This is a genomic window from Streptomyces sp. NBC_00234, from assembly GCF_036195325.1.
Taxonomy (GTDB): Bacteria; Actinomycetota; Actinomycetes; order Streptomycetales; family Streptomycetaceae; genus Streptomyces.
Genome location: NZ_CP108101.1, coordinates 1 through 26,197, shown reverse-complemented (window position 1 = coordinate 26,197; position 26,197 = coordinate 1). Strand labels below are relative to the sequence as shown.

At 68.4% G+C, this 26,197-nt stretch carries 26 protein-coding genes and 4 pseudogenes; 14 read left to right on the top strand and 16 right to left on the bottom strand.

Going from position 1 to position 26,197, the window contains the following annotated elements:
* Position 1: 1 nt before the first annotated feature.
* A complete protein-coding gene (locus OG230_RS00145) occupies positions 2 to 604 on the bottom strand; it encodes a TetR/AcrR family transcriptional regulator (RefSeq protein WP_328908048.1) in 603 nt (200 codons plus the stop codon).
* Positions 605 to 788: 184 nt separating this feature from the next.
* Here OG230_RS00145 and OG230_RS00140 point away from each other — a divergent pair, with 184 nt between their 5' ends.
* Positions 789 to 1,868: an alkene reductase gene (locus tag OG230_RS00140; protein WP_328908047.1), complete on the top strand. Its 1,080-nt coding sequence runs from the start codon at positions 789 to 791 to the stop codon at positions 1,866 to 1,868.
* Positions 1,780 to 2,301, top strand: coding sequence for an amidohydrolase family protein (locus OG230_RS00135; protein ID WP_328908046.1), 522 nt, complete (start codon positions 1,780 to 1,782; stop codon positions 2,299 to 2,301). The genes OG230_RS00140 and OG230_RS00135 overlap by 89 nt, the downstream gene beginning before the upstream one ends.
* Positions 2,302 to 2,678: 377 nt before the next feature.
* Here the strand turns inward: OG230_RS00135 and OG230_RS00130 are convergent, their stop codons facing one another.
* Entirely contained in the window at positions 2,679 to 3,722 is a 1,044-nt protein-coding gene (locus OG230_RS00130; RefSeq protein ID WP_328908045.1) for an MFS transporter, read from the bottom strand.
* 536 nt (positions 3,723 to 4,258) lie between these two features.
* Here OG230_RS00130 and OG230_RS00125 point away from each other — a divergent pair.
* On the top strand, positions 4,259 to 4,567 hold the full coding sequence (locus tag OG230_RS00125; RefSeq protein ID WP_328908044.1) for a hypothetical protein: 309 nt from the start codon (positions 4,259 to 4,261) through the stop codon (positions 4,565 to 4,567).
* A gap of 232 nt (positions 4,568 to 4,799) precedes the next feature.
* Complete coding sequence (locus OG230_RS00120; protein WP_328908043.1) at positions 4,800 to 4,952, top strand: hypothetical protein; 153 nt, start codon at positions 4,800 to 4,802, stop codon at positions 4,950 to 4,952.
* 164 nt (positions 4,953 to 5,116) lie between these two features.
* Here the strand turns inward: OG230_RS00120 and OG230_RS00115 are convergent, their stop codons facing one another.
* Both OG230_RS00115 and OG230_RS00110 read right to left on the bottom strand, forming a co-directional pair.
* The gene (locus OG230_RS00115) at positions 5,117 to 5,263 is read right to left on the bottom strand and encodes a DUF6233 domain-containing protein (protein WP_328908042.1); all 147 of its coding nucleotides are present in this window, start codon (positions 5,261 to 5,263) and stop codon (positions 5,117 to 5,119) included.
* Between the two features lie 10 nt (positions 5,264 to 5,273).
* Positions 5,274 to 5,612 carry a hypothetical protein gene (locus OG230_RS00110; protein WP_328908041.1) on the bottom strand — a complete coding sequence of 113 codons (339 nt, stop codon included), beginning with the start codon at positions 5,610 to 5,612 and terminating at the stop codon, positions 5,274 to 5,276.
* Between the two features lie 327 nt (positions 5,613 to 5,939).
* Here OG230_RS00110 and OG230_RS36340 point away from each other — a divergent pair, with 327 nt between their 5' ends.
* Positions 5,940 to 6,167 (top strand): hypothetical protein, encoded by a 228-nt coding sequence (locus OG230_RS36340; RefSeq protein WP_443051619.1) that lies wholly within the window; start codon positions 5,940 to 5,942, stop codon positions 6,165 to 6,167.
* Positions 6,168 to 6,428: 261 nt separating this feature from the next.
* On the opposite strand, the gene OG230_RS00105 is transcribed toward OG230_RS36340, so the two are convergent.
* Positions 6,429 to 7,649, bottom strand: a complete 1,221-nt coding sequence (locus OG230_RS00105; protein WP_328908040.1) for an alpha/beta fold hydrolase — start codon at positions 7,647 to 7,649, stop codon at positions 6,429 to 6,431.
* Positions 7,650 to 8,108: 459 nt separating this feature from the next.
* Between OG230_RS00105 and OG230_RS00100 the strand changes: the two genes are divergently transcribed.
* Complete coding sequence (locus OG230_RS00100) at positions 8,109 to 8,573, top strand: BP74-related protein (protein WP_328908039.1); 465 nt, start codon at positions 8,109 to 8,111, stop codon at positions 8,571 to 8,573.
* 327 nt (positions 8,574 to 8,900) lie between these two features.
* Positions 8,901 to 9,191 (top strand): annotated as a pseudogene (locus OG230_RS00095) (transposase); the annotation flags it as partial.
* Between the two features lie 40 nt (positions 9,192 to 9,231).
* Here the strand turns inward: OG230_RS00095 and OG230_RS00090 are convergent.
* Entirely contained in the window at positions 9,232 to 9,963 is a 732-nt protein-coding gene (locus tag OG230_RS00090) for a phosphotransferase (RefSeq protein ID WP_328908038.1), read from the bottom strand.
* A gap of 61 nt (positions 9,964 to 10,024) precedes the next feature.
* Complete coding sequence (locus tag OG230_RS00085; protein ID WP_328908037.1) at positions 10,025 to 10,156, bottom strand: hypothetical protein; 132 nt, start codon at positions 10,154 to 10,156, stop codon at positions 10,025 to 10,027.
* A gap of 478 nt (positions 10,157 to 10,634) precedes the next feature.
* Between OG230_RS00085 and OG230_RS00080 the strand changes: the two genes are divergently transcribed.
* Positions 10,635 to 10,901, top strand: a complete 267-nt coding sequence (locus OG230_RS00080) for a hypothetical protein (RefSeq protein ID WP_328908036.1) — start codon at positions 10,635 to 10,637, stop codon at positions 10,899 to 10,901.
* Between the two features lie 48 nt (positions 10,902 to 10,949).
* Here OG230_RS00080 and OG230_RS00075 read toward each other — a convergent pair whose 3' ends face one another.
* Together OG230_RS00075 and OG230_RS00070 are read right to left on the bottom strand one after the other, a co-directional pair.
* On the bottom strand, positions 10,950 to 11,225 hold the full coding sequence (locus tag OG230_RS00075) for a helicase associated domain-containing protein (RefSeq protein ID WP_328908035.1): 276 nt from the start codon (positions 11,223 to 11,225) through the stop codon (positions 10,950 to 10,952).
* Complete coding sequence (locus tag OG230_RS00070; RefSeq protein ID WP_328908034.1) at positions 11,222 to 11,914, bottom strand: helicase associated domain-containing protein; 693 nt, start codon at positions 11,912 to 11,914, stop codon at positions 11,222 to 11,224. The genes OG230_RS00075 and OG230_RS00070 overlap by 4 nt, the downstream gene beginning before the upstream one ends.
* Before the next feature lie 471 nt (positions 11,915 to 12,385).
* On the opposite strand from OG230_RS00070, the gene OG230_RS00065 reads away from it, so the two are divergent.
* Positions 12,386 to 12,739 carry a hypothetical protein gene (locus OG230_RS00065; protein WP_328908033.1) on the top strand — a complete coding sequence of 118 codons (354 nt, stop codon included), beginning with the start codon at positions 12,386 to 12,388 and terminating at the stop codon, positions 12,737 to 12,739.
* 54 nt (positions 12,740 to 12,793) lie between these two features.
* Positions 12,794 to 13,213 (top strand): hypothetical protein, encoded by a 420-nt coding sequence (locus OG230_RS00060; protein ID WP_328908032.1) that lies wholly within the window; start codon positions 12,794 to 12,796, stop codon positions 13,211 to 13,213.
* A gap of 11 nt (positions 13,214 to 13,224) precedes the next feature.
* On the opposite strand, the gene OG230_RS00055 is transcribed toward OG230_RS00060, so the two are convergent.
* Entirely contained in the window at positions 13,225 to 14,022 is a 798-nt protein-coding gene (locus tag OG230_RS00055; protein ID WP_328908031.1) for an IS5 family transposase, read from the bottom strand.
* 463 nt (positions 14,023 to 14,485) lie between these two features.
* On the opposite strand from OG230_RS00055, the gene OG230_RS00050 reads away from it, so the two are divergent.
* Positions 14,486 to 15,160 carry a DUF4232 domain-containing protein gene (locus tag OG230_RS00050; protein WP_328908030.1) on the top strand — a complete coding sequence of 225 codons (675 nt, stop codon included), beginning with the start codon at positions 14,486 to 14,488 and terminating at the stop codon, positions 15,158 to 15,160.
* Between the two features lie 806 nt (positions 15,161 to 15,966).
* Here the strand turns inward: OG230_RS00050 and OG230_RS00045 are convergent.
* Together OG230_RS00045 and OG230_RS00040 are read right to left on the bottom strand one after the other, a co-directional pair.
* Positions 15,967 to 16,155: pseudogene (locus OG230_RS00045) on the bottom strand (transposase); the annotation flags it as partial.
* Positions 16,156 to 16,289: 134 nt separating this feature from the next.
* Entirely contained in the window at positions 16,290 to 18,818 is a 2,529-nt protein-coding gene (locus tag OG230_RS00040; protein ID WP_328908029.1) for an FG-GAP repeat domain-containing protein, read from the bottom strand.
* Between the two features lie 265 nt (positions 18,819 to 19,083).
* Here OG230_RS00040 and OG230_RS00035 point away from each other — a divergent pair, with 265 nt between their 5' ends.
* Entirely contained in the window at positions 19,084 to 19,488 is a 405-nt protein-coding gene (locus OG230_RS00035; RefSeq protein WP_328908028.1) for a hypothetical protein, read from the top strand.
* A 411-nt stretch (positions 19,489 to 19,899) separates the two neighbouring features.
* Here the strand turns inward: OG230_RS00035 and OG230_RS00030 are convergent, their stop codons facing one another.
* Both OG230_RS00030 and OG230_RS00025 read right to left on the bottom strand, forming a co-directional pair.
* Positions 19,900 to 21,042, bottom strand: a complete 1,143-nt coding sequence (locus OG230_RS00030) for a PIN domain-containing protein (protein ID WP_328908027.1) — start codon at positions 21,040 to 21,042, stop codon at positions 19,900 to 19,902.
* A 316-nt stretch (positions 21,043 to 21,358) separates the two neighbouring features.
* Entirely contained in the window at positions 21,359 to 21,961 is a 603-nt protein-coding gene (locus OG230_RS00025; RefSeq protein WP_328908026.1) for a DUF6000 family protein, read from the bottom strand.
* A 301-nt stretch (positions 21,962 to 22,262) separates the two neighbouring features.
* On the opposite strand from OG230_RS00025, the pseudogene istA reads away from it, so the two are divergent.
* Together istA and istB are read left to right on the top strand one after the other, a co-directional pair.
* Positions 22,263 to 23,900: pseudogene (gene istA / locus OG230_RS00020) on the top strand (IS21 family transposase).
* Positions 23,897 to 24,690, top strand: a pseudogene (gene istB, locus OG230_RS00015) (IS21-like element helper ATPase IstB). The pseudogenes istA and istB overlap by 4 nt, the downstream one beginning before the upstream one ends.
* A gap of 64 nt (positions 24,691 to 24,754) precedes the next feature.
* On the opposite strand, the gene OG230_RS00010 reads toward istB, so the two are convergent.
* The gene (locus OG230_RS00010) at positions 24,755 to 25,291 is read right to left on the bottom strand and encodes a 2'-5' RNA ligase family protein (RefSeq protein WP_328908025.1); all 537 of its coding nucleotides are present in this window, start codon (positions 25,289 to 25,291) and stop codon (positions 24,755 to 24,757) included.
* Between the two features lie 473 nt (positions 25,292 to 25,764).
* A complete protein-coding gene (locus OG230_RS00005) occupies positions 25,765 to 25,974 on the bottom strand; it encodes a hypothetical protein (protein ID WP_328908024.1) in 210 nt (69 codons plus the stop codon).
* Positions 25,975 to 26,197: the final 223 nt, after the last annotated feature.

Genomic DNA, 26,197 nt, shown 5'->3' with positions numbered 1-26,197 from the left:
GTCAACGTGTCAGCAGGACTGCGATCTGCTCACGGATGTCGCGCAGGATCTCGTCGACGCTCGCGGCGACGTTCACGCTGGCCGCCATCGCGAGGAACATCACGGCGGACACCACGCGCGCCGTTGTCGCCGCGTCCGCCTCGCTGACCTGGGCGTCCCGGCACAGCACGGCGGCCACGGCCTGCTCGGTCCGCCCGGTGATGGTGAGGGCCTCGTGGTGGTGGGGTTCGGCGGGGTCGCCGAAGACCATCTCGCGCAGGTAGACGCGCCCGTTGTCGACCTGGGTCCGGTTGCATTCGACAACCGGAAGGACGATCGCCATCACGGCGTCCAGTGCGTCCGGAATGTTTTCGGCCTCCGCCCGGCCTCGTTCGAGGGCTTCGGCGTAGAGGGAGTTCTGGACGAGCAGGAGGAGCTCGCCCTTGGTCTTGGCGTAGAGGAAGAGCGTGCCGGTGCCGATGTCGGCCTTGTCGGCGATCTGCTGGGTGGTGACCTCGTCGATACCGCGTTCGGCGAACAGTTCGTGGGCCGCGGCGGTGATGCGGTCGAGCTTGAGCTGCTTGTTCCGCTCGCGCCGACCAATCGGCTGGGAAGCGCCTGGCATGCGGGGTACCTTTCGGGGAATTTATTCTGACTGCACTCAGTTATGAGTATAGTCGTTACTGATGGGAATCAGATGCGGCTTTCCGTCATCGTCCCACGACGACGCGCCCGGTCCCTCTTGATCCACAGCGGACACCGGCGACCGGCGACCGATCCAACGCTCGACCTTAAGGACCACGCATCCCATGAGCACGTCTTCCTCCCTCTGGCAGCCCTTCAAGCTCGGCCGTGTCGAGCTCCCGCACCGCCTCGCCATGGCGCCGCTGACCCGCAGCCGGGCCAACGCCGACGGCACGCCCGGCCCGCTTGCGGCCACCTACTACGGTCAGCGCGCCTCCCTCGGGCTGGTCATCACCGAGGGCACGCAGCCCTCGGCCGACGGCCAGGGATACCCGAACACGCCGGGCATCCACACTCCCGAGCAGATCGCGGGCTGGCGCGAGGTCGCCGACGCCGTGCACGCGGGCGGCGGGGCACTGTTCATCCAGCTGATGCACGTCGGACGCATGTCCCACCCGGACAACACCCCGCACCACCGCCAGCCGGTCGCCCCCTCCGCGATCTCCGCCGACCAGGACATCTTCACCGCGACCGGCCCGAAGCAGACCTCGGTCCCGCGCGAGCTGAGCATTCAGGACATCCAGACCACCATCGCGGACTTCCGGCACGCCGCCGCCTCCGCGATAGCCGCCGGCGCGGACGGGGTGGAGATCCACGGCGCCAACGGCTACCTGCTGCACCAGTTCCTCTCCCCGAACGCCAACCACCGCACCGACACCTACGGCGGCTCGGTCGAGAACCGCTCCCGCCTCGTCGTTGAGGTCGCCCGGGCGGTGGCAGAGGAGATCGGCGAGGACCGGGTCGGCATCCGCCTGTCCCCCTCCATGCCGCTGGGCGGGATCGACGAAGGCGACACCGAGGCCGTCCGCGCCCAGTACCGCCACCTGGTCGGCGAGCTGGCGCCCTTGAACCTCGCCTACCTGCACGTCCACCACGTCGGCGACGACGAACTGCTGCGCTCCTTGCGCGAGGTGTGGCCGACCGCCCTGCTCGTGGTCCGCTACGGTCGCACCCGCGAGCAGATCGCCGACGACATCGACGCGGGTCTGGCCGACATCGCCCCGCTGGGTCGCTTCGCGCTCGCCAACCCCGACATCGTCGAGCGCCTGCGCACCGATGCCCCGCTCAACGAGATCGACCCGGTCACTCTGTACGGCGGCGGCGAGGCCGGATACACCGACTACCCGACTCTGGCCCACGCCTGACACCAGCGTCTACGAGCCGCCCATCCACCGGATCGGGGCGGGTGGGCGGCTCGTCGTCCCGCCGTGCAGCATTCCGCCGCCGGCATCAGCCGGAATCCGTGTCGCGATGGGCGCCGACGCGGGCCTGATCGCCCCTCACGGGCAGAACCTCAAGGAACTGGGGCTCCTCGTCCGCATCGGCGGCATGACGCCGCTCCAGGCCATCCGAGCAGCCACCCCCGACGCCGCCGATCTGTGCGGCGTGGGCGACACCACCGGCAGTCTGGTCGCCGGCAAGGCCGCCGACCTCGTCGTCTGCGGCACGAACCCCCTGGACGACATCGACGCCCTCGCCGACCCGACTCATGTGCACGCCGTGCTCAAGGAGGGACGCATCGCCATCGACCGGGCCGGAGTTCTCGCCTCCGCGGGCCTGCCCGACCTGGTCCCGTAGAGGCAAGGACCGGATGAAGGGCCAAGGCGGTCAAACGTCTTCTTCCTGGACAGGCGGTTTCTCGGAGGTCTGGGCGCGGACCAGACCCACAGGAAACCGTTAAGGCGCACCTCTGGTCGCTCAGAGTGCCGACTTGCCGCGCGGCGGCGCAGCTTCCGCGCCATGAGCGCAGACCCGACTGTCATGAGGAACGGAGTGACGAGGCCGGGCGACTGCATGCGGGCGGTACCGGCCTCCGCCAGTTCATCTCCGTAACCGCGGGCGGGTTGGGCGGCCACGTCGGCAGTGCATCCGACGCCGAGCGTCAATCCTCGTCACCAGACAGCTGAGGTTCATGACCGCCCGCGCCGGCCCCTGTCTCGGCTGGGCGCGGGCCGTCAGTGCTTTGTGGTGTCGGTGATCCAGCGGGCGGCGAGGAGCCCTGAGCCGGCGGTGAGGACGGCGGCTGCGATGACGGTGGCGTTCAGGCCGAGGAGATCTCCGAGGATTCCGGCGATGAGGGCTCCTGCGGCGTAGCCGATGTCGCGCCAGAAGCGGTAGGTGCCCAGGGCGTTGGCGCGCCAGGTGGGGTGGGCGTGGTCGGAGACGGAGGCGATGAGGGCGGGGTAGACCATGGCGGTGCCGAGCCCGAGGGCGACGGCGGACAGGATTCCGGCCAGGAGCGGAGTGTCCAGCAGGGTGAGGGCGAGGACGAGGCCGGCGGCTTGGACGAGCATGCCGGTAACGATGAGGGGTTTGCGGCCGATGCGGTCGGCGAGGTGGCCGGTGGGTATCTGGCCGATGCCCCACAAGATCGGGTAGAGGCATTTGATGAGGCCGACGGCGGCGAGGCCGAGACCGTGGTCGGTGAAGAGCAGGGGGAAGACGCCCCAGGTCAGGCCGTCGTTGAGGTTGTTGACCAGTCCGGCCTGGCTGGCGCCGCGCAGGGAGCGGTTGCGCCAGGAGGTGCGGGCGAACGTGGCAGCCAGGCCCGTGCTCTCACCGTTGGGCAGGGGCTTGGTGTGCTGGGCGAGTTCGAGGGCGACGTGTGCGGCGGTGTCCCGTACGGCGATGGTCAGAGCGAGGCCGGCGGCGACGAAGACGGCGCCGATGAGTTCCGGGACGGGGCGCAGCCCGTAGGAGGTGGCGAGGTAGCCGGTGAGCAGGGCGGTGGCGCCGACGGCGGTGTAGCCCGCGGCCTCGTTCAGCCCGGTGGCCAGGCCCCTGCGGGAAGGCCCTACGAGGTCGATCTTCATGTTGACGGTCATCGACCAGGTCAGACCTTGGTTGAGGCCGAGCAGGATGTTTGCGGCGACGATCCATTCCCAGGACGGCGCCCAGGCGAGGGCGAAGGGTACGGGGATCCCGATCAGCCAGCCGGCGACGAGGAGCTGTTTGCGGCGGAAGCGGGCTGTCAGCGTTCCGGCGGCGAGGTTCCCCACATCACGGAGTTCCTCGCCCGAGCCCGCCTCGTCCCCACCCCCTACACCCAGGAAGACATCGAGGCGGCCGAAGCCCGCCTTCTCGCCCGCCTCGACACTCCCACCCCGCCCCCCCCACCCCGCCACTTCCACTTCAGCCGGAACCGACCGAACACGAAGCGGCGCGGAACCTGCAGACCCTCTGCGAAACCGTCGTCACCCGCAACACAGCCCTCGCCACCCTGGACACCTTCCTCACCCCACAGCTCCCCGAACCGCCCGGCGCCCGGGTCCTGGGCTGCATCCTCCAACTCGGCGAGTCCGAAGAGAACGCCCGCTTTTGGTGGCAGTACGCCGCCGGAGCCGGCGACCCCGTCGCCTCCTACTGCCTCTACCTCCACCACCTCGCGCTCGGCGAACAGGGCGAAGCCCGCTGGTGGCACGAACAGACCGAACAGATCCAGAGCGATCTCCCCTCCACCGACGACCCCACCAACACCGAATCCGACCTGGCCCCGAACGACGTGCCCGGCGTGGTCGGCGACGCCCTCAGCGCCATGACAACCACCGACGCCAGCATGCTGCCCACCGCGCTGCGCATCCTCGGGGCCCTCAAGAGCGACTTCGCCGCCGTCCCCGCAGCGGTCGGCGCGGTACTGGACTACGTTCCCGCCGCAGTCGGCCACGTCGAGGGCCTCGACCTGCCCCTGCCCGCCCCCGGCTTCACCGACCGCATCCGCACCCTCACCGACACCAGCACACCCACCACGAAGCCTCGGGTACGCAACCGGCTCCAGCCGCGCCCCAAGACCGCCCGACCGGCCATCGCCACAGCCCGCCGACACTCCAACTGGGCCTGGGGGTAGAGACGGGCCAAGGGAAGGCTGCACACAGACCCGTATCCACCGTGCGAGACCTGTGGGCGGTGAGGACGATCGCGTCCATCAACGGGCGAGAGCCCGGAGCCGGGCCTGAGCGCCAGCCGATCCAGGCCGGGTGCTCAGGCTCGTCAGGTGTCATTCGTGAGGGCGTTTCAGGAAGCGAATGGCCGGCGCACTCAGTCCGCCGAAACGGGCCTTGAGGGACTCCCGCACTGACGTGGAAGCCCTCGATCTCACGGCCGATCGGCTGCGCCACCTCCAGGACGCGTTCACCAAGGCGGCCGACGACTCCCGCACCCGCGCGACCCGCTACACCGAACAGTGGGAATTCTGCTCCATGTTCCAAGCGATGAGACCTCCATCGAGGTGACCAGGGCAGCAGCGGTAAGGCCCACGGCCAGGGCGCGGAGTGATCGACTCATGCCCGCTCAACGAGCCGGTCGCCCAGGGGTCGCGCGAGCCGGAGCAGCCACTGGAGGACCGCTGCCGGCACCGCCTGGAGCTCACCCCGACATGCTCCCGCTGCCACCCCCTCTATCCGTCTGTGAGATCCGTCTGCGGGGTGCAGATCTCGCACATGACGACGTACGTCTCGTGCGTCACCGCCAGCCGCGCCTGCGCACGGTCGAGCAACTGCCCGCTCCGCTCCTTGTAGGTCGCACAGCCGCCACGGTGCAGCACGGGCGGCGCCTCACCGCGCTGCGGCTGGATCTTCCACCCCCTGATCCGCCCGCGCCTGCTCCGCACGATGCCGGTCGCGAACCTCCTGGGCCTTCAGATCCCGGATCGCCTCATCCAGCCGTTGCAGTTGGAACCGCAGGTACTCGCGGGTGATCAATAGCTTGTCCAGGCGAGATATCTGAGTCGGGTCAGCCACCACTACCCCCTCGCCCGCCGCCTCCTCATGGGCATGCTTCAGCGCCATACGGGCCTGCACCAGGTCGCCCCGCTCCACCTGCGCCCAGAAGGCATGCGTCGACACGACGGCAGAGAGCTCCAGCAGCTCAGCCCGGAAACGGGCCACCTCCACCCGCTGCTCCTCCGTGTCCCCGGGACTGCTGGGCTTCGACGGCCGGTAGTCGGAGTGGAGCTGCTTGCTGCCCTCCCAGCCCGGCATCGGCTCGGCCGACCACGGCAGCGTCGCGGCGTACTGCTCGTACGCGGCGCGGGTGCGGTGCAGAGCTTCCTGGGAGTCGCGGAGGTCCTGCGGGAAGTCGAGAGGAGCAACGTTCTTGGGCGCACTGTAATGCTACGTCTGTTCGAATAATTGATGCGAATGGCACGCCGGACGACCAGCTGCCGGGTCATCTGACGGCGGTAGGTGTCGGGGTTCCGGTGACGTCCCTTGCTGCTGGCGGTGGCCTCGGCCAACGACGGGCAGGTCGTCCGCATCGGCCTCACCGCGAACGGCCTCGCCGACCTCTTCCCGATCGTCGTCGCCCGCGAACACGTCACCCGTCTCAAACCTGCCCCGACGCCTACCTCCACGCCACCGCACAGCTCGCCGCCCCACCCCGGCGATGCCTCGCCTTCGAGAACACCGACGAGGGCATCGCCGCCGCTCTCGCCGCCGGCATGCCCGTGATCGACGTCCGCCCCGAGAGCTGGACCATACGCATCCCTTGACCCCTGCCTCTCCTACCGACTGCCGTTCGACCGGTGCAGCGCTCTCGGCATCTGGCACCGCGGTGGGGCGCGCCGCCGCCGAGGACGCCGCGTGGGCCGCCCCCGGGGCAGCGACGAAGCTTCGACCATGCTGGTTCGCGCTGCCCCGAGGCAGACCCGGCTTGAGCCGTCAGGTGCGATGCCCCCTCTGCGGAGGCGGGGCAGAGGGGGAACGCCGGGTTCAGCAGGTGGTGGGTGCGGTCCTGTTGAGGAATCGGTCGGCGAGCCAGGGCAGGCCCTCGGTGCTGGTGGCTTCGGCCGCGGCGATGTGGCCGGGGACGGTGTTGCTGGAGAACTTGACTGTTGTACCCAGGCGGCACCAGTCGGCGGCCAGGTTCTTGCCGACCTGCTGGGGGACGACGTCGTCCAGGGAGCTGTGGGAGAGCAGGACGGGCACGGCCGGCTTGCGCTTGCCGAGCTGCTGCTCGGCCACGATGGTGTCCCAGGGGGCGCGTCCGAGGCGCTCGGTCAGGGGGCGCCCGTCGACGGTCAGGAAACGCGAGTTGAGGAAGGGGTATTTGGCGAGGGCCTGCGTCGTGCACAGGTTGTCCCGCAGGTCGTTCGTCACGCGCTTGCCGTGGGCGGTCAGGTACGGGCCGATGTCGATGCCGTACGAGGTGGCGAGCCCGGAGAGGGCGTAGTTGAAGAACGCCCCGTAGGCCGAGCCGTCCATGCTCGCGGCCACCTTGGTCATGTCCGCGGGCGGAGCGCCGACGACCGCGCCCCTGATCTTCAGCTCGGGCGCGTAGGTGGGGGCCAGCTCGGCCGCGGACGCTGCCGCGGCGCCGCCCTGGGAGTAGCCGTAGAGCGCGACCGGACCGGCGTCCGGCAGATCCACGGCGTCCAGACGCTGGGCCGCCCGGACCGCATCCAGGACCGCGCGGCCCTGCGCCTCGCGGTCCAGGTAGGTGTGGACTCCGGGCGTGCCGAGCCCCTGGTAGTCGGTCACCACCACGGCGTAGCCCTGGTCGAGGAGCTTCTTGATGGGCAGCGCCTCGTATTCGGTGCCGTCGGCGAGCTGCCGGGAGGGGGCGCACTTGTCGGCCAGGCCCTGGGTGCCGGGGGAGAAGGCGATGATCGGGCGCTGGCCGGCGCGGGGAGTCGTGGGGCTGAGCACGGTGCCGGTGACGGCGATGGCCTTCCCGGTGCGGTCGGTGGTGCGGTACATGATCCGGTGCACGCTCGCGTTGACCTTGATCGCCTTGAGTGGGTCCAGGTAGAACACGGCCGGCTCCGAGCTGATCGCGTCACCGTTCGCGGCGGGCCGGCTCGCCTGCCGCTGGGTATGCAGTTGGTCGGCGGCGGCCGCCTCGCCGGAGGGCACGGTGAAGGTGAGTACGGCGGAGGCTGCGGCGGTGAACGCTGCCACGGCACGCCCGCCCAGGGCACGACGACAAAGCACGAGGGCTCCTCGGTCAGGGAAGAGGGGAGATCCACTACCTATCCGAGGTCGGGCACCCGACCATGTAGATACACCTAAGTGTCGCGTTTTGGTTCGAATTCCTGTTATGCGGTAATCGCGCCTTTGTGAACGTGCTGACGTTCTTTCAGATGCCCTTGGCGGCCGAGGCGGGACTGGTGCACCGCGGCTCGACGAGTAGATGGCCCTGTTCTCGTATAGCTACGGCCGGGTGGGGTGTGGCACTGAGTAACGCCCGCGCCATGGCGTGATCCGGGGCCCCTGGCGGCCTGGCCGGAGCGTGGTGAAGGCGATGTTGCCCGGGACGCTGTGAGCTGCGAGGGGGAACGTCACCCGCGACTCAAACGCTGAGATCAATTCGATCACACCAAGTTACTGATTCAATACTCTCAGTAGTCAGTCGCGATCGGTGCGACGACCTGGAACGGGAAGAGACCCCTCATGCGACATGTGTTCACCAAGGCAGCCAGCGTGGCCGCCGCCGGCGTGCTCGCCTTCACCGTGGCGCAGCCCTCTCAGGCCAGCACTCCACTGCAGGGGTCGGTGCGCGCGGCCGCGTCGGACCCGGCGTACTTCGTGATGACCGACATCACGCGCGAGGAGTTCGTCATCAAGCTGACGAGCAGTAAGGAAATCGCGCACGCACGCGCGCTCATCAGCGGCGAAACCGACGACGAGCCCCACGTGCTCACGCGGATCATCCCCCGGCCGGCCTCCTACAACCCGCGCTGGAGCTTCCAGGCGGACCCCGAACAGACCAGCTTCTTCGACCAGGGCATTGAAGTCTGCGACTCGAGCATCCCCTACGTCGAAGACCACCTGGACGAGGTCGGCGGCCCCTTCCTGCCCGGCCGCATCTGGTGCAACTGGACCTCCCGCCTGGTCAGGGAGATCCCCAGCTCGTAGTGATTGCTCGCGGGTACCGATACCCGCCCATCACGACACTCTCCAGCGCGAGGGGAGGATCTGGCCGCTCCGGGTTCGCAGAGCTCAAGCGAACACCACAGCCCCTCCCTGGCACGGCATCACCGGACGTTCCCTCCCGTCAGCAGAGGGACGAGAGGGAACGGTCGCCCTGGCCCGGCCATCGCTCAGAACGAACGCACGAGCGACATCAAGACTGAACGATGTTGATCAAGGCTACAGAGCCAGAACGACGCCCGAACTCCGTAGTGCTTCGCATCCCGCGCGAATCCCGACACCGCTCCCAGCCCTGCCGCATCCACCCCACCCGATTGCACCCAGTTCACCAACGTGATGGCAGCGATACGAGTGCCTCGCATCGGCCCGGGACGGCCCCGAGTGCGGCCTGCCCACGTCTTGGGCGACAAGGGCTACAGCTCCAGAGCCATCCGTACCTGGCTTCGGCAGCGCGGCATCGGCCACACCATCCCCGAGCGGGCCGACCAGGCCCGCAACCGACTCCGGCGCGTCAGCCTCGGCGGTCGCCCGTCAGCCTTCGACAAGCAACTCTACAAACGTCGCAACGTAGTGGAACGGTGCTGCGATCGCCTCAAGCACCACTGGCACGAAACCGAGAGATCGCAGCCAGAACGCCGGATTGTCAGTCCAGAGCTGCGTCGAAGGTCGTGCGGTTGACTGAGGTGTAGGCGTACTCCCGCTCAGACCACCGGACTCGCCCGGCGATCTCGTGGTCGTCGGCGACGTGCGGGGAAGGGCCCGCGAGGTGGCTGCGCCACCACTGGGCATTGCGGGTCTGGCGGTCGAGCGCGGCATCGATGAGGCATGAGCGGGAGGTGGCGTCGAGCCCGTACGCGTCGGCGAGGACGCGTACCTGAGCGGCCTGGACGGTAGCGGGCGGAGCGTCAGGCTTGGAGGAGATGCACCAGGTCCACATCATGTAGCCGAGGTCTTCGAGGGGATCGCCGGGGGCAGCGGTGTCGAAGTCGATGAAGGCGACCGGCACGTCGTCTGCGAAGACCGTGTTGTTCGGCCCCGGGTCGTGGTGGCAGACCACGGGGTGCCGACCGGCCAGGCGGCTGCCACGTGTGGCGTCGTGGAAGGCGCGGAGCAGGGAGCCGGCGGCAGCCACCTGGGGATCGGTCCAACGCTTGAATCGGGTCGGCACGTGGCCGGGAAGGTAGGTGAGGATCTCCCGACCGGCCCTGTCGAACCCGAGGTGACGCGGAGCGCCGGCGAAGCCCTTCCGCTGGAGGGCACCAAGCAGCTCGGCGACGAACGAGGACGACGCGGTGGCCGGCCTCCGGACGGTGTTGCCGACCCTGACTACGCCCGAGGTGATGCGTCCTCCGGACAACGGCACTTCGTATTCCATGGCTACATCCTGCCTACGGACCATCGGCCAATCTTCAGTGGCAAACGGTCAGGGTTCGGTGTCACAGGACAGCCTGTGAGATGACGGCCGGGCTGGCGAGGCACGCCTTCTCCCGGGCCCGGTCGATGCCGAGTTCGGCGAGCGCGCGCAGTTGCCCGGGGTCGAGCCGGTCGCGGCGCTGCTTCTGGTTCACGGTCCACACCCCCGTCCGGTGCTCGCTCCCATCGGGCGCGGTCGAGCCCCGCGTCTCCCCGATCGCGGCAAGATGCCGCTCCACCACCCCGACAGCAGGCCACACCCGCACGCCGACACCGCCGCAGCCGTAACTCGCCCGGAGACGCCACGATGCCGTCGCCGTTCCAGATTTCTGGTACGGCTGAGGGCACGTTCCTCGGAGGCGCGACGTGCGAGCCAACCGGCCTGCACGGGTGCGGAGGATATGCCCCCGGGATTCGGTAGGCTTGGCGCCCAGAGCAGTGCTCGGATCCACGCACAGGCGCGGACTGCAGGATCCTGGAGCCCAGTTGGCCCGGGAGGTTTAAAAACCTTTTCCGGCTGACGTCACAACGTCATAGGCGATTCGAGACCTAGTCAGGGCTCACTGCGGAAGAGGTTCTTACCTCTCGCGAGGGGCTCCCGCAATCGGGGCCCCACGGACCCTAAGGCCTCGGGTGAACCTGTACATCTCCGCGGAGAATGCGCTGCTCTTCGCGGCCGCCTGCGCCGTCGGTGGGCTCGTCTACCGCTGTACAAAGAATCAGCAGTCAACCGCCAGGTCAGCCGCGAGCGGTGACCTGCTGGCAGCTCTGGGGGCCGCTGCCTTTGCCCTGGCACTGCTCGCCTTCCTCTTCGGCGTCGGAGACGGCTCCTCCACCGGCGCCGAGCCGCCCTGTCTGAATGAACCGGCAACCAGCTCCAACCCACCCTCACGCGGATGACCGGGCGGGGTGGGGAGCGGCGGCCGAACCGGACCGCCCCCCGCCCTGCTACTGCGCCCAGTCGACTCCGGGTTCGGCGAGGTGGGTTCGCTGTTCCTGGGTCAGGCCGGCCCGCCTGCTGCGGGTGTTGGAGAGCCATACGCCCAGCCGGACAGTTGTCCCGTCGGGTAGCTCCCCCTCCCAGGACCTCGACACGACGACCGTCCTCTCCCGTTCCTTGTACTGGGTGAGCGCGGCGATACCGCGCTCGAACGCACCGCCCGCTGCTCCCCGGTCGCTCCGAGTCTTGCGGGCCGGGCCCGCCGATCGTGGGGCGGGCTTCACACCGAGCCGGGCCAGGCGCTCGCGTTGCCCGACGGCGAGCCGGTCCCAGTTTCCCGTTGTGTGGCGAGCCACCGGCCCACGTCCATCCCGTGGACCATCGACCCGGGCTCCACATGCGCGAGCACGCTGCCGGGCGCCACAAGGCCCGCCAGGGCGGCGTAGTGACGCTGCCAGTCGACGGGCCAGTCCGGATCGATCGCCCCGAGCAGCGCCGCCCTGCGGCCCGCACGGGCGGAGTCCTTCCCGAGCCCGCCGACCTTCCGGGCGTTCGCCGACCACTGGCCCACCGGCCGGTCCATGATCGCGGCCGTGACCGGAGCGGCCAGCGTCGCGTACGCCTCGAAGTACGCCCTGGCCGCACCGAGGTTCTCCTCCCACGCCGCGTCCGCCGGCTCCCACACGATGCCCAGCACCTCCAGGTCCTGCGCCCGCTCCGCCAGCATGGTTCCGGCCCGCATCGCCCTGCGCTGGTCCGACAGCCATCTCCCCGGCGGATACCCGCCCCCCACTTTCGCCACCCCCGCCCTCGACGTGGTCATACGGCACCGCGAGACCCTCTCCCGCTCCCGGTACGCAACGGCCGCCCGGTGGCCGGCCTTCCAGTTCGCGTGCTCCGGCCCGATCAGGTTGTACTGCACCAGCCGCGCGACCAGAACAGGGTCGCGGTGCGCCCCGAACCGCAGCAGCAACCGCTGCTCCGGCTCGGTGTCACTTTCCGGCTGCGATCTCTCGGGTTCGGGACAGTGGTTGTGAGAGACCGTTGCTTGTGAGGATTTGTTGCTGGTCAGCGGCCTTTCTTGCGGTGCGGATTTACTGTCATGGGGTGAGAGATCAGGGTAGGTGGCCTGTCTTGGGGTGTTATCGCGTGACGGGTGACGTTGTCTCAGTTTCGTGAGTTCCTATCCTTCGGCCGGTGGGTGGTTGGTGTGCTCGATGCGTGGTTCAGGAGCAGGAGGAGTGGCACCGGGTTTCGGATGGACCGGGTTGCCCGCTGTGGCTGTTCGGGCGTTACGTGCGCCGGTTGCTTGCCCTGCGCCGGGAGGGGAAGCCGATCACCGACAGGTTTGGCTACCAGTACTCAGTAATGCTGGGAGTGGTGTGGGCTGTCCGATCCGCGCCGTAGTGTGGGTGCCCTGGCCGAGATCTGGGAGGGACGGGGCATGGAGGCAGCCACTGCACGGTTCATTGAGGAGTCCACGGCTCTGCCGCCGGCGGCGCTCGCCGCGTTGTACGAGGACTCCCTCGATCGCTGGAGCATGGGCGGCCGCGATGCCAGCCATGCGACCAGGGTTTCCGCGTCCGAGAACTCCGCGATCGAACGTGCCGTCCGCACCGCTCTCCTGCGCCGCACCCACGAACTGGACGCTTTCCGCCCGGACCTCTGCTTCGACATCAAGCCCGCCTGCTCGATCGCCGCGCGCGCTGTCTGCAAGCGTACGAAACTGACGGAGGAGCAGTACCGGGTGCTGCTGGACCCGTTCGCGGCGGCAGGGGTCACGGTCCCAGAGTGGTGAGTACCGAGACCTAGGCCGTGTATCGGAAGTGAACCGTGTGCATAGGGTGTCGGCATGTCACTGGGTCACATAGTCCTCTTGTCGGGTCGCTCGATCCGGCTCACCGAGCTACGGATGTCTTCGACCTACGGGGGGATGCTGGAGGGCTACCCGTGCAAGCGCATCAACGACCTGAAGGTCAGCTGGCTCCAGCGGCAGGCCGAGCATGCATTTCCCTCCCTGCCGGTCCATCTCGTTCCGCCCTCGCGCGAGTGCCCGGATGAGACCGCAGGCGCCTTCGGTCCCGTTGAGGTGCTGCCTTCCGTGGCTTGCGTCGGTGTCTTCGGCTCCACGGCGCTCGATCCGGCAATGGACGGTTCCACTCTCGTCGTCGCCTGGTTCCAGCCAGCACCGGAGGTACCGGCGGGTGAGGATGCCGACCTCGCGCTTCGCAGCATTCGTTGGGGGGAGCTGGCCCAGGACTACGAGTGGTAGCAGCGTGCTGGTCACAGCCACTCGTTGATGGCTGCGACGAGGACAGTGGCTTCAAAGCGGACCGCGAGCTTGTCGTAGCGGGTGGCTACGGCTCGGTGGCGCTTGAGGCGGTTGATCCCGCACTCGACCGCGTGGCGCTTGCGGTAGTCGACCGGATCGAAACGTGGTGGCCGGCCGCCGCGGTAGCCTCGCTTCTGGCGGTTGCGCGCCTTGTCGGCCCGCACGCGATCGGGGCGGACGCGCGGTCGGCCCGGTCCGATGCGGGGCACGCGGACTTTCTCCAGCACCGGTTCGAACTGCGGCGAGTCGCCGCGCTGCCCTGCGGTCACCACGATCGACATGGGTTTCTGACCCTGCTCGACGGCCAGGAGCAGCTTGGTGGTGAACCCGCCGCGTGAGCGTCCCAGCCCGTGATCGACCGGCTCGGTGAAGACACCGCCGGGTGGTTCCTTCTGCAGGTCACCCTGCCTTCGGGCCCCGGCCGTGTGCTGGTGGGCACGGCACACGGTGGAGTCGACGCTCAGGTCCCACGTGATCGCTCCCTTCGCGTCGGCCAGGGACTGGAGCCGGGTGAGGATCCGCTGCCAGGTGCCGTCCCGCTGCCACCGGCGGAACAGGTCGTAGACCCGGCCCCACGGCCCGTACTCGACAGGCACGTCCCGCCACGGCACACCGGTACGGACACGGAACCGCATACCGTCGATCAACTGCCGCCGGGGCCAGACGGGCGGCCGCCCCGCCTTCGTCCCCTTCGGCAACAACGGCTCCAACACCGCCCACTGCTCGTCCGTGAGATCTCCCCGCCCCATGAACCGTGATCATCCATCGCTCAAGATCCACTTTCGACACGGCCTAGGCCGCTGCGGGAAGGACGCTCCGGCGTGCGGGCCTCCCCGTCGTCTTTGTCCGAGCGGCGGGCGTACTGATCCGGCAGGTTCCCCCAACCCCAGTACGGAGCCGCTCGGCCTGGATCGGCACCCAGCTCGTCCATGGGGTCGATCCGTTCTTTGCCACTGTGCACAGGTGGGCCCAGTTGTCGCCCATATCTCGACCGCGCCGCCGTGAACGCCGACCTCACCCTGCTCAGGGCCTCGCCGAGCCGGGCCGGCCGCGTGTACGGCCACCGCTCGATGCCGGGTACTCCCTCGCCACGGCCGCCGTCACAATGTCACGAACCTGTTCGAAGACCGCTCCCGCTCGGTGCGATCAATCGGCAACACCGCTCCCATGAGGCACGATCACCGGGACATTCCGAATCCCGGGGGACTTCGCATGGCTCACACAGCTCGTTCACGCCGTACCACCGCCGCGCTCGCCGCTCTGTCGATCGGCATCCTGGCCCTGACCGCATGCAACGGTGACGTCGAGAACGACGTGGCCACCCCGGGCACGCACGCGAGCCCTTCCGCTACAGGTACGGACGAGGGCACCGACATGCCCTCGTCCGCCGACCCTGGTGACGGTGGCAGCGGCAGCGGGAAGTCCTCCGACAGCCCCAGCACCCCGCCGCCGTCGCCGAAGCCCGGGGCCGACGACGATCAGGACGGAGGTGTCGGCATGTGCGAGACGGCCGACCTCACCTACAACGTCACCGTCGCGTCCAGGCCGGTCAACCACGCCTTGCTGACCGCCAGCAACAAAGGCAGCAACCCCTGTCTGCTGTCACCGAACGAGCTGGTGATCACGATTCCGGGGCTCGACGGCGCCGCCGGGTACATGGGACCCGCCGGCAAGGACTGGATTCTAAAGCCCGGCGAGAGCGCGTATGCCGGGATCATGTTCTCGCGCGCCGACACCGCGGGTGGCAAGAGCGCCGACAAGGTGGAAGTGGCACTCGCCGCTTCCGAGAGCCCGATGACCGTTCCGGTCAACGATGGCCCCGTCACGGTCAACGACAGCCAGGTCACCAGCTTCTTCGGTACCGCCGAGGACGCGCTGACCTACTGAGCTCTTTCAGCGTGGCCACTGATCGGGTGACGGGCTCGACCCCCGTGACGCACGAGGCTCCTGTGGCGTTGGGGGATTTTTCCGAAGTCTCACCCCTCAGGCGCAGGAGCCGCGTTGGTTCCGTAACCTGCCGCACGCGACCTGCCCTGCTCCCTGGTCGAGCGGGCCACTATGCTCATCGTCATCAGGCCCGCTCGACAACCTGGTCGAGAACGCCAATGACCTCGCCACGATGGGCGTGCGTCCCGCCACTCTGCTGACCAGCTACACGGTTGAGCACCACAGCTGTCGGCCAACGCCATGTGGAGTGCTGTGCTGCGGATCCGGCAGGGTGTCCGCGAGGAGGGCGGGGCGTGTGAACGAGTCCGATGTCCCGCGGCAGGAGCCGGCCTGGTTGGTGGCGGCGAACGTTGTGGCCTGGCGTCGATGCGGAGTCGGCGGCCAGGAACTGCGCCCGGGGACGAAGTGCTTCAAGGGCGGGGCGAAGGTGTACGTGGCCGATGCGTACTGGGGTCCGGGAGGCGATCGGGTCACGGTGGTCGGACGTGAGCGGCACACAAGTCGGTGGATCGTCATCGACACGGCGACGCGCCACCTCCACGGCTTCCGGCCGAAGCTCGTTCACGCCCCGCGCGTCTTGGAGCGGCTGCGTGAGGCAGGACGCGAACGTGGACTCGGCGCGGACTACGCAGCGGACGCCTCCGCGACGCTGGAGCGGTATGCGCGCCAGTACCGCGCCGAGACGGCGCCGTACAGTCCGCACCCGGACCGATGCCTTTGCCACGCCTGCCTCACTGGCGAGCCCGGGTAAAGCGTGTTCCTCTCCAGGGCGACGGCCAGGCCGGGCCCAACAACGGCGGGAGCTGCCGCCAAGTGCAGCCTGAGGTGGCGACAAAGATGATCGCGGCCAGGGCCTCACGATCACCCGCCCGCCGCCGGCCCCCACCCTGCGGACGCTTCGCCTCCGTGGGCGGCACCACCCGCCGGAACAGCACTCACAACTCGTCTGGCACCAACCGCTCAACCAGATTCATCATGCACGGTTCAACGAACGATCAAGCCATAAGAAACGACGTCTAAATAGGAGCCCGCGACTGTGGGGTCCCGGGCTCCCGTTGGTGTGCGGTCGTCAGGAGAGGGACTTGTATCCCGACCAGCCCGTGGCGATCTGGGTACGGGAGCCGAAGAATCCCTTGCCGTCGCCGTTGTTCCGGTAGACGTTGCCCGCGCTGTCGCGCGAAACGAGGTCCGCCTTGCCATCACCGGTGATGTCGCCGACGCCGACGGCCGTGTTGTACGAGCCGCCCCAGTTGCTGGACAGCTTCACGCGAGCCTTGAACGTGCCTGTTCCGGTGCCGCTGTAGCGGTACAGGGTGTTGGCGCCAGTCTGGGCCAGGAGGTCGCCGAACCCGTCGCCGTTCAGGTCCCCGACACCGACGATCTTCTTGTATCCGGACCAGTCCGTGGCCAGCTTCACGCGCGTGGCCAGGGTGCCGGAGCTCGTCCCTTTGTGGAGGTAGAGGGCTCCGGTGGAGGAGTTGCGGGCGATCACGTCGGGCCTACCGTCGCCCGAGATGTCCCCGGGGGAGGTGACGACGTTGTACTGGTCCCAGGCCGTGCCGAGCGAGGTGTACGACGTAGCCGGAGTGACAGCCTTGCCGCAGCCCGGCTTGTAGAGGCGGAGCGAGCCGCTGCTCAGGCGTACGAGAACGTCGTTGCAGCGGTCGCCGCTGAGGTCCCCGATCGGCAGGGCCTTGACGGAGGTGGCCCAGCCGCCGCCACTGGCCTTTCCGGAGAACGTTCCCGTGGTGCGCTTGCCCAGCTGGTACGTCAGAGTGCCCGAGGAATTGAGGGTGAGCAGATCACCGGTGCCGTCGGGGGTCGCCGAGGTGCCGCTGAAGTCACGGGCCACGGCGGCGCCACCGGTGACGGTGAGCGTGCCGGATGCCAGCTTCACCGCTGTGGCTGCGCCCGACTGGGTTGCGCGCAGTGTCCAGGTCAGGGGTCCGTTGGGTGCGTACCCGCCTTTGCTCGTACGGCCGTTCCAGCTCGCCGCTGCCTTCAGGCCGTCGGCGCTGCCCGTGAGGGTCTGTACGGTTCTGCCCGCCGGGTCGGTCAGGGTCAGCGACCACGACGAGGTGGGGCGACTGAGCTGCCAGACCGGAGCCCAGGCGCTACTGGAGGCCGTGCTGCCCACGAGGGCGGCTGTCGCCGGGACGGCGGATCCGCTGACGGCGAGTGTGGGCCAGACGGTCCGGGATCCATAGAGCCGGTTGACGCTGCTGACGCTGGTGGCGCCGGCCCAGATGGCGGTGGCGCCCCCGTCAGGTCCGACGGAGACCTGGCCGCGGACGTAGGCGGTGGCGGAGCCCGGGAGCTGGGTGCCGGTGGTCCACGTGCCGCCGCTGCGTGCGGACTCCATCAGGACGCGCCCGGTGCTGCTGACCTGGGTCCACAGGGCGTGGACGGTGCCGTCGTCGCCTATGGCGACGTCGTACTGCTCGGGCACGTAACTGGTCGACAGGGTCCGTACGGCCGACCACGTGCCGTTGCTGCTGCGGGTGGTGGTGCGGGTGCCGTAGGTGGTGGTGTAGTCGACCCAGACGAGGGTCACCTCGCCATTGGGGGCGATCAGAGGCTCAGGTGTCTCGACCAGCGAGTCCGTGTTGGTCACGGCCTGGGGGGCCGACCAGGCGCCCCCCGAAGCAGCGCGAGTGGCGGTATAGATGGCCGCCTGCGACTCGTTGGCGTGCCCCTCCCAGGCGAGGGTCAGCGAGCCGTCGTCCGCAGCTGAAAGTTGGGGCGCGGTCACCGACTGGTAGGTGCCGGTCACCGCGGACGGAGCCGTCCAAGCGGTGGATCCAGCCGCTCTCGTGACCGTTTGCAGCGAGGCAGCCTCTCCGGCCCGCTGGTCGTAGACGACGACGGTCGTACCGTCGGCGGCGACGGCCACGCTCGGGCTCGCGGCTGTGTTGGCCCCGTCCGCCACGGCAGTACTGATCTGCTCGGGGTCGTTCCAGGCGCCGTCCGGGCCTCGGGTCGCGGTACTGACCTCCAGCTTGCCGGTGGACGTAGCCCTGGTCCCCCAGACCGCGGTGAGTGAGCCGTCGGACGCCTCGGCAAGGTCGATGCCGCCGTCGGTCCAGGCCTCGTCCTTCCCTACGAGCTCGACAGGGACGGACCAGGCGGAGTGGTCGGCCGACAGCACCGAGCTGACGATCCGGATGTTCAGCGGGCCCGCCCCTGGGGCGGGCGAGTCGGGAAACTCCACCCACACGGCGGTGACCGTGCCGTCAGCGGAGGCATGCAGTTCGACGGATCCGCCCTCCGTCGGAGTTGTCGCCAGCAGTGCCGGAGTTCCCCAGGTGTCGCTGCCTGCCGGGCGGACGGCGGCGTACAGCTTCCGCTCGTTGCTGCTGGTACTGGCGAACTGGTTCCAGACGGCGACGGCCGAGCCATCGGTCGCGGTGACGAGTTCATTCACGGAGGTGTCGACCCCGGTGCCGGTGATCGGTGTCGCTGTACCCCAGGGGGCGAGCGTCGCGGCGCTGCTCGGTGCTGCCGTGATCAGCGGGTAGGCGGTGACGCTGCCAACGGCGAGCGCCGCGACCGTGACTGCCGTGGCCAGACGTTCGCGTCTGAGGGCATGAAGGCCCATGTGGTGTTCCCCTCCCCACGAAGGAACGTGTGTCCTCCGCGCAAGTGCGCGGATGCTATCAGTGGCTTCCGACATCGATGCAGGCCAAAGACGTTTCTTCGACGGGCCGTTTGTGGGCCGTCCCGCGGGTCGGAGACGGACCCCGCGCCTGGCCAGGAGCGTGCATCGGCCGGGGCCCGCGTCGTTGCAGTAAATGCCGGGCGGCGTCCCGGGCTGGGAGTGGAGAATCGGCCCGGCATACGAACCACCAGGAAGGCACTCCAGGATGGACGAACTGCGCTTCGATGCGCCCATCGGGTCCCTGGCCATCGGCCACCGGGACAACGGCTTGATGATTCTCAAGGACTTGGGCGCGCACGGCCTGCGCCTGCAACTGGAGGTTAAGACCCCGGCGGCCGCCGAGGCCGGAAGGGTGCTGATCCTGGAGACCGCGCTCTACGCGCCGTACGGCGACGGACACCGGGGCCGGCTGGGCGCGGCCGCGGTGACCCTGGCGTTCCGCCCTGACTGCGTGGAACGGCCTCACCTGCACTACAGCCTGACCAGCGCGCAGTTGCGGGCGCTGGAGGAACACCGCTTGGGGGACCTTCGCCTGGAGGTAACAGCCCAGCGCGCTACGAGGGCTCGGCATGGAATGGGCCTGACACCTGCTGCTGCCATTCTTGGGTGAGTTTGTCGCGCCTGGTCTTGGTGTTGGAGATCCAACGCCCAGCTGCACGATCACTGGCTCTGCCTCGCCGTCGACCGTGATCTCTTCGCTGTGCCCCCTTGGCACCGGCCGGTCGCCTCTCGCTCCACCATTGCCTGAGGGCCGCCAGACCCCGCTGGAACGCTGCCTGTGCCTTGCTCAGGCCCCCTTCGTCGTGCGCGTGACCGTCGGGACGGGAGACGGAGCCGCAGCTGCGATGCGCTGGCTTCATGTCGATGATCCGGTGTAGTGACGGTTGATCAGTTACGGCTTCCTCTTGCGGGTCTCTGGCTTATGGCGATGGCTGGCTACTGACACGAGATGGTGGGCCATTCCGCTGACGCGCCTTGGACGCTAGAGCGCTTCCTGGTGCTGGGGGCGCCGGGGGACGGACTATCCGTGATCCGCGCACAGCCGGACCGCCATGGCGGTGGCGGCATCGTCTTCCGCGGCGGTGAAGGTTCTCGGTTCGCCGGCCGATGCGACGCTGATGGAGCCGTGACCGAACAGAAGGCGTAGGTCGATGGCGAAGGCGACGGGCTCCACATCACCGGTTCCCATGCGCCGGGTCCAGCGCCGTGCCTCGCCGCCGACCAGGATGCTCACGGTGACGGCCAGGGTCCTGACCGGGCTGCCCGGGCTGTCGGCCGTTCCGACGGCGTAGGAGGCCTCGTCGCTCCAGGACGAGACCTCCATCATCCGCACCTGCAAATCGGACCAGGCGGACTCCCACTCGACGAACGGGTCCTCATCGTCGAAGTCAACGACGGCGCCGGCGACCTGCTGCCCCTCCATCGACTCGACGATGAACGACCACAAAGCCTGCGTCGTTGTCGCCGCGGTGACGCGCCCGGCCAGGCCCTCGTCGTCGTGGGCGAGGTCCTCGCGGCGGCTGATCCGACTGAGTGCTTCGTCGAGGTCGGTGAGGTATTCGATGCTTACGCCGGCGGCACTCACCTCGTCCGCCATGTCGGGGTACAGCTTTCCGTTCGGGCCAAAGTCGGTCACATTGCTGCTGACGAAGTACACAGGGCACGTGGGATCAACCTTCGCCTGCTCCAGCACGGTCATCCAGATCGCCGCGTCCCTGCTGCCCGTTGCCGTCTTCCCGGACGCCCGGGCAGGACGCAGTCGGTGGGCCTCACGGCGCAGGCCCTCCACCGCAGCCTCCCGGGTCAGGGGCAGTACCTCCATGGTCTGGCGGTAGATGTCCTCCCACTTCTGCAGAGAATCCTCCGGGCTGTAGACGGCCGGCCAGACATGTGTCCCGTCGATGTCGACGAACTGCAGCTTCCACAGGGCTTGATGGGCGGCGGTGGCCTTGTCGAGCGCCGAGCTGTATTCCCGGCCCCTCTGAGCGAGCAGCTCGATCAGGACCATCTCCGAGATGGCGATCCGCCCGGTCCCGGCCGCGCGCACGGCACGGAACAACTCCCAGACCGTGCTGTTCCACGGCAGCGCGGTGACCACGCAGGTATCGAGGATGAGCGTGGGTACACAGGGTTCTTGAGACGGTTTACGACGCAGGTCTGCCATAGGGCCATGCTTCCATCCCGGCGGCCGGAGGATGGAGGAGTTGGCACCGACGGACCGCACCACACCCGCCCACCCCGGTCGGAGATGGTCCGTCCTGCCATTTGCCGATTCAGGACGGAAACGCCGGTCTCACCGACGCGTGGTCCCACGCCCGCAGCGGCCCAACGGACACGACGAACGTCTGTCGCTGGTCGCGCTTACCCCTGTGGCTTTATTCACCAGTAGTGGTTCTGGCTCAACTTCTGTGGGCGTGGCGGAGGGTCGCCGCGTCAAGGACGACGAGCCAGAGTCTTCGACGCGAACAAGACCGATGGGGTCAGGTGTCGGCGCATTCGTCGATGACGGTGCAAGCGAGGCGGATGCCGCCCAGGTAGGTGGAGATACCGTCCTCGCCGTGCATGTGGGGCGCGTCCTGGAACCACTGCCGCCACAGGCCGCCCTCCTGGAGGAAACGGCTGGCCCGGTCGCTGTGCAGGACGGAGTCGGTGTACGCCAGGGCGCCCATGGCTATCGGCTGGTCGTAGGCGAGGTCGGGCCGATGCAGGTAGTGATCCAGGTAAGCGGCGAGCAGGTCGGCGTCCCGCGCGGTGCCGAAACTCGCCAACGCCACGCTGTAGGCCCCACCCGCGAAGCAGACCTCGCTCTCCAGCAGCAGCGCTCCCAGACGCTCGCGGAAGTGGTCACGGCGCGAGACGGCGGCGAGCCATGCCGCGGTGCGCCGCTCGCGCCAGCTGCCCTCGAAGAGGATGGTGAGCTCGGCGTCGGTAACAGCCCTCGCATCAGCGGCCAGGGCATGAACGAATGGCTCGTACTCCTCGCGCGACATGCGAAGTACCGCTCCGCCAAGCTTCAGGTAGCGGCGCGCAGGGAGGCAATAGCGGCGGTACAGGGCCTGTATCTCGGGGTCATAGCGGATCACCACCCCATCCTCTCGCGACGAGCACGCAGCTGATGGCGCGCGGCGGAGTAAGCCTGCCGTGGCCCTGAGACGGGAGGGGCGCCAACTGGGACCCAGGTCGGGTGAGCAGGGTTTCGACAGGACGCAGCGTCACTGCTCCACAGAAGATGAGCCAGAGCCCCAGTAGTGCCGTCGGTTGTTCACGGGTTTGGGAGGCACCCAGATCCACGGTCGGGTGATGTTCACGAGTTTCGACAGCACCGCGGTACTTGCCAGGGCAGCATCGGGATGCTCCTGGCGAAAGGTCCTGGTCATGCCGCAGATGTCCAAGGTCGAGCTGTACGCGGCGATCCGGCGTGATCACCGTGCCGGTATGAAGATGCGCGAGCTTGAGCGCAAGTACAACGTGTCGTGGCGGACCGTGAAGAAGGCCGCAGACTCCGTCTGGCCGGAGCCGCGCAAGAAGCTTCCGCCACGGCGGACCGCGCTTGATCCGTACAAGCCGGTCATCGACGAGATGCTGCGGACGGACCTCGACGCACCGCGCAAGCAACGGCACACGATCACCCGGATCTTCCACCGACTCGTCGAAGCACACAGCGCCGACGTCTCCTACCAGATGGTCCGGCGCTACGTCTCCGATCGGAAACCGGAGATCCTCGCGGCCTCGGGCAAGGCCCCGGTGGAAGCATTCGTGCCGCAGACCCACCTGCCCGGTCACGAGGCGGAGGTCGACTTCGGCGACGTGACGGTGCGCCTGGCCGGCGAGCTGGTGACCTGCTACCTGTTCTCGCTTCGCCTGTCCTACTCGGGCAAGGCCGTTCACCGGGTGTTCGCTTCGTGCGGCCAGGAAGCGTTCTTCGAAGGGCATGTGCACGCGCTTCGCACGCTGGGCGGTGTTCCCCGGACCAAGATCCGCTACGACAACCTGAAGTCGGCCGTCGCTTAAGTGCTCGGACTGAGCCGGGCGAGGGTGGAGACCGAGCGGTGGATCGCCTTCCGCTCGCACTTCAGCATCGAGAGCTTCTACTGCCGGCCCGGCATCGAAGGCGCCCATGAGAAGGGCGGCGTCGAGGGAATGATCGGCTACTTCCGCCGCAACCACTTCACCCCGGTCCCGGAAGTCGACTCCCTCGCCGAGCTGAACGAGATGGTCGACCAGTGGGACCTGCACGACGGGCACCGCCGGATCGGCTCGCGGCCTCGGACCGTCGGCGAGTACTTCGCCGTCGAGCAGCCGCTGCTGATGCCGCTGCCTCAGGAGCCCTTCGAGACGGGCCGGCTGTTCACGCCACGGGTCGACCGCTACAGCCAGATCAACGTCCGAACCAACCGCTACTCGGTCCCGACCCGCCTCATCGGCAAGCGGGTGCGCGTCGTCCTGCACGCCTCTCACCTGGTGGTTTACGACCGGAACGTGGAGGTTGCCCGGCACGAGAGGCTGATCGCGAAGGGCGGCTGCCGCCTGGACCTGGACCACTACCTCGAAGCCCTTATCCGCAAGCCCGGCGCGTTCCCCGGTGCCACGGCCCTGGAACAGGCCCGGTCAGCGGGCAAATTCACTCCGGTCCATGACGCCTGGTGGGCCCAGGCCCGCAAGATCCACGGCGAGCGGGACGGCACCCGGGCGTTGATCGAGGTCCTGCTGGTGAACCGGCACCTCGCCCACGAGCACGTGGTCGCGGGCCTGGCCACCGCCCTGCGAGCCGGCGACCTGACCGCTGATGCCGTTGCGCTGGAGGCTCGCAAGGCCGCCCAGGCGGAGGACGAGCCGGTCGTCGGCGCATCCGCTCCGCAGATGCCCGGTGAGACGCCGGCGACCGTCACGTCGCTGCACGAGTGGCGCCTGGCACACCTCCCGCCGGACACTCGGCCGCTGCCGTCGGTGACCCCCTACGACCAACTGCTACGACGCCGTCGCACCAGCGGCGGCGGCCATCATGAGGGAGAAGTCCAGTGACCCTGCCCCGCCAGCGAGGCTTGACCGAGCAGGCCGCCGACGCGGCGATCGACACCGCCTGCCGCCTGCTGCGGCTCCCGTCGATCCGCAACGAGTTCAACGAGATCGCCGACCGGGCGATCAAGGACCAGATGACCTACCGCAGCTTCCTCGCCGAGCTGCTGATGACCGAGTGCGACGACCGGGCCAGGCGCCGTTCGGAACGACGGATCAAGGCAGCGGGCTTCCCGAGGGAGAAGTCCCTGCGAGCCTTCGACTTCGACGCCACCCGAACATCGACGCCGCCACCGTCCACACCCTCGCCAGCTGTGAATGGATCAAGAAGAGTCAGCCGCTCTGCCTGATCGGCGATTCCGGCACCGGCAAGTCCCACATGCTCATCGCCCTGGGCACCGAGGCCGCGATGAAGGGCTACCGGGTCCGCTACACGCTGGCCACGAAACTGGTGAACGAGCTGGTCGAGGCCGCAGATGAAAAGCAGCTGAACAAGACCATCGCCCGCTACGGCCGCGTTGATCTCCTCTGCATCGACGAGCTCGGCTACATGGAACTCGACCGCCGCGGAGCCGAACTCCTCTTCCAGGTCCTGACAGAACGCGAGGAGAAGAACAGCGTCGCCATCGCCTCCAACGAGTCCTTCGGCGGCTGGACCAAGACCTTCAGCGATCCACGCCTCTGCGCGGCCATCGTCGACCGCCTCACCTTCAACGGCACGATCATCGAGACCGGCACCGACTCCTACCGACTCGCCAGCACGCGCGCACGCACCGAACACGCTGAGGCCAGCTGACCTGAGGCTTCTGCTGGGCCTCTGCCCAACGGACAGCGGCCTGGCCAGGTCTTCTTGACTGGCCTCATTCTCCGAGTGCGAACGACGCCCGTTCCTGCCACTTCGTCCCGTCGTGAACGATGAGTTCAACCGAGGAGACGTGGGAGGTGAACGGGAGCTTGCCCGCGAGGTCGGCCTCGATCTCCTCCAAGACGGCGTCCTCCTGACCTTGAGCGATGGTCAGGTGCGGGACGATCTCGGCGAATCGGCCGCCATAGGGCGGAGCCTCAGGCCAACGATCAGCAATCGCCTCCGTGAGCTGCCGCAGCTGTGTGTCAGGTTCGGGGACGAGATAGAGCACTTCCGGAAGCCGTCCGCATCTCTCGAACCGCAGGTCAAAGGCCGGGTGGCTGCCCAACTCCGCGAGTGCGGAGTGGACGAGCGCGTCTATTCGGCTCTCGTCGAGGAACGGGAAGAGCACGGTGACGTGGGCTGGGACCCCGGCCTGGGCTGAGGGGTCGAGCCGTTCACGCCACCTGCGGACGGGCGGCTCTGCCTCCGGGATCCGGACGATGAGTCCCGTCTGGCCCGCCCGAAACCCACTGGTGCTGTCATCTGCCATGACACGCATGGTGTCAGCTCTACCGCAGACAGCGCGGCTTCATTTCCGCAGAACGATCGCGTCGATCTGCGAAGCAGGTCGACGAGTGGGATGGGCAAGAGGGTGGCGCTGCCGCTATTTCTCATGAACATTCAGAGTGTCGATGATCACTGAACGCCGTCGGAACCCACGAACAAACGCTGTCGGCTGAAGTGAACGAAGCCACCCTGGGTGTCTGGCGGGTGGTCATCGGTACTGCCTCTGGCGTGAGTTCGACATGGCGGGCGGGACAGTGGCAGGACTCAGGTGCTTGCGTCTCGTACTGGCGGGCACGGCTTCTCCTTCACCCCGTAGGGCCGGAAGCCGGCACCCGGACAGCAGCGACCGGGAGAAAAGATCCTGGGCACGACGAAGGCCCGGACATCTGGTCCGGGCCTTGCCCTGTCGAAGTCCTAGCGAGTCGAATGCCAGTAAGGGAGTCGGAGACCTACCGTCTACTCGTGCTCTCCCCAGGAGCGGTTGGCGACCCACTCCGGATCGCGTACCGGCACCGGCGCCCGCGTCTCGCTGGCCGGGGCTCGCACGATGCGCCCGCTGGTGCGCGGCGTGGTGACGACGTGGACCAGGACGACGACGGCCTGGCGGCCGAAGCCGGGCCCGGACCCACAGCCCGGTGAAGCGGACCTGACCGGCCGCCCAGTCACCCGCCCGCTGCCACGGGCGCAGCCGCCCGAGCAGGTAGCCGGCCGCAGCCCGGCAACCCCACCGGACCCAGTCCCAGCCGTTCCAGTTTTCTGGAACGGCCTATGGTCCGTCCATCACTAGCGGGCCCGCAGCATAAGAGCTTGCTGCTCATGCCGTTCCTCCCGCCCAGTCGACTCCGAGTTCGGCGAGCTGGGTTCGCTGCTCTTGGGTCAGCCCGCCGCG

What these genes read in the sequence shown, in the direction of transcription:
- OG230_RS00100 (WP_328908039.1), top strand. Translation starts at nt 8,109, where the DNA reads ATGCGACATGTGTTCACCAAGGCAGCCAGCGTGGCCGCCGCCGGCGTG.
- OG230_RS00135 (WP_328908046.1), top strand. Translation starts at nt 1,780, where the DNA reads ATGCCCCGCTCAACGAGATCGACCCGGTCACTCTGTACGGCGGCGGCG.
- OG230_RS00050 (WP_328908030.1), top strand. Translation starts at nt 14,486, where the DNA reads ATGGCTCACACAGCTCGTTCACGCCGTACCACCGCCGCGCTCGCCGCT.
- OG230_RS00125 (WP_328908044.1), top strand. Translation starts at nt 4,259, where the DNA reads ATGACAACCACCGACGCCAGCATGCTGCCCACCGCGCTGCGCATCCTC.
- OG230_RS00010 (WP_328908025.1), bottom strand. Translation starts at nt 25,291, where the DNA reads ATGGCAGATGACAGCACCAGTGGGTTTCGGGCGGGCCAGACGGGACTC.
- OG230_RS00035 (WP_328908028.1), top strand. Translation starts at nt 19,084, where the DNA reads ATGGACGAACTGCGCTTCGATGCGCCCATCGGGTCCCTGGCCATCGGC.
- OG230_RS00030 (WP_328908027.1), bottom strand. Translation starts at nt 21,042, where the DNA reads ATGGCAGACCTGCGTCGTAAACCGTCTCAAGAACCCTGTGTACCCACG.
- OG230_RS00060 (WP_328908032.1), top strand. Translation starts at nt 12,794, where the DNA reads ATGTCACTGGGTCACATAGTCCTCTTGTCGGGTCGCTCGATCCGGCTC.
- OG230_RS00140 (WP_328908047.1), top strand. Translation starts at nt 789, where the DNA reads ATGAGCACGTCTTCCTCCCTCTGGCAGCCCTTCAAGCTCGGCCGTGTC.
- OG230_RS00040 (WP_328908029.1), bottom strand. Translation starts at nt 18,818, where the DNA reads ATGGGCCTTCATGCCCTCAGACGCGAACGTCTGGCCACGGCAGTCACG.
- OG230_RS00065 (WP_328908033.1), top strand. Translation starts at nt 12,386, where the DNA reads ATGGAGGCAGCCACTGCACGGTTCATTGAGGAGTCCACGGCTCTGCCG.
- OG230_RS00090 (WP_328908038.1), bottom strand. Translation starts at nt 9,963, where the DNA reads ATGGAATACGAAGTGCCGTTGTCCGGAGGACGCATCACCTCGGGCGTA.
- OG230_RS00145 (WP_328908048.1), bottom strand. Translation starts at nt 604, where the DNA reads ATGCCAGGCGCTTCCCAGCCGATTGGTCGGCGCGAGCGGAACAAGCAG.
- OG230_RS00055 (WP_328908031.1), bottom strand. Translation starts at nt 14,022, where the DNA reads ATGGGGCGGGGAGATCTCACGGACGAGCAGTGGGCGGTGTTGGAGCCG.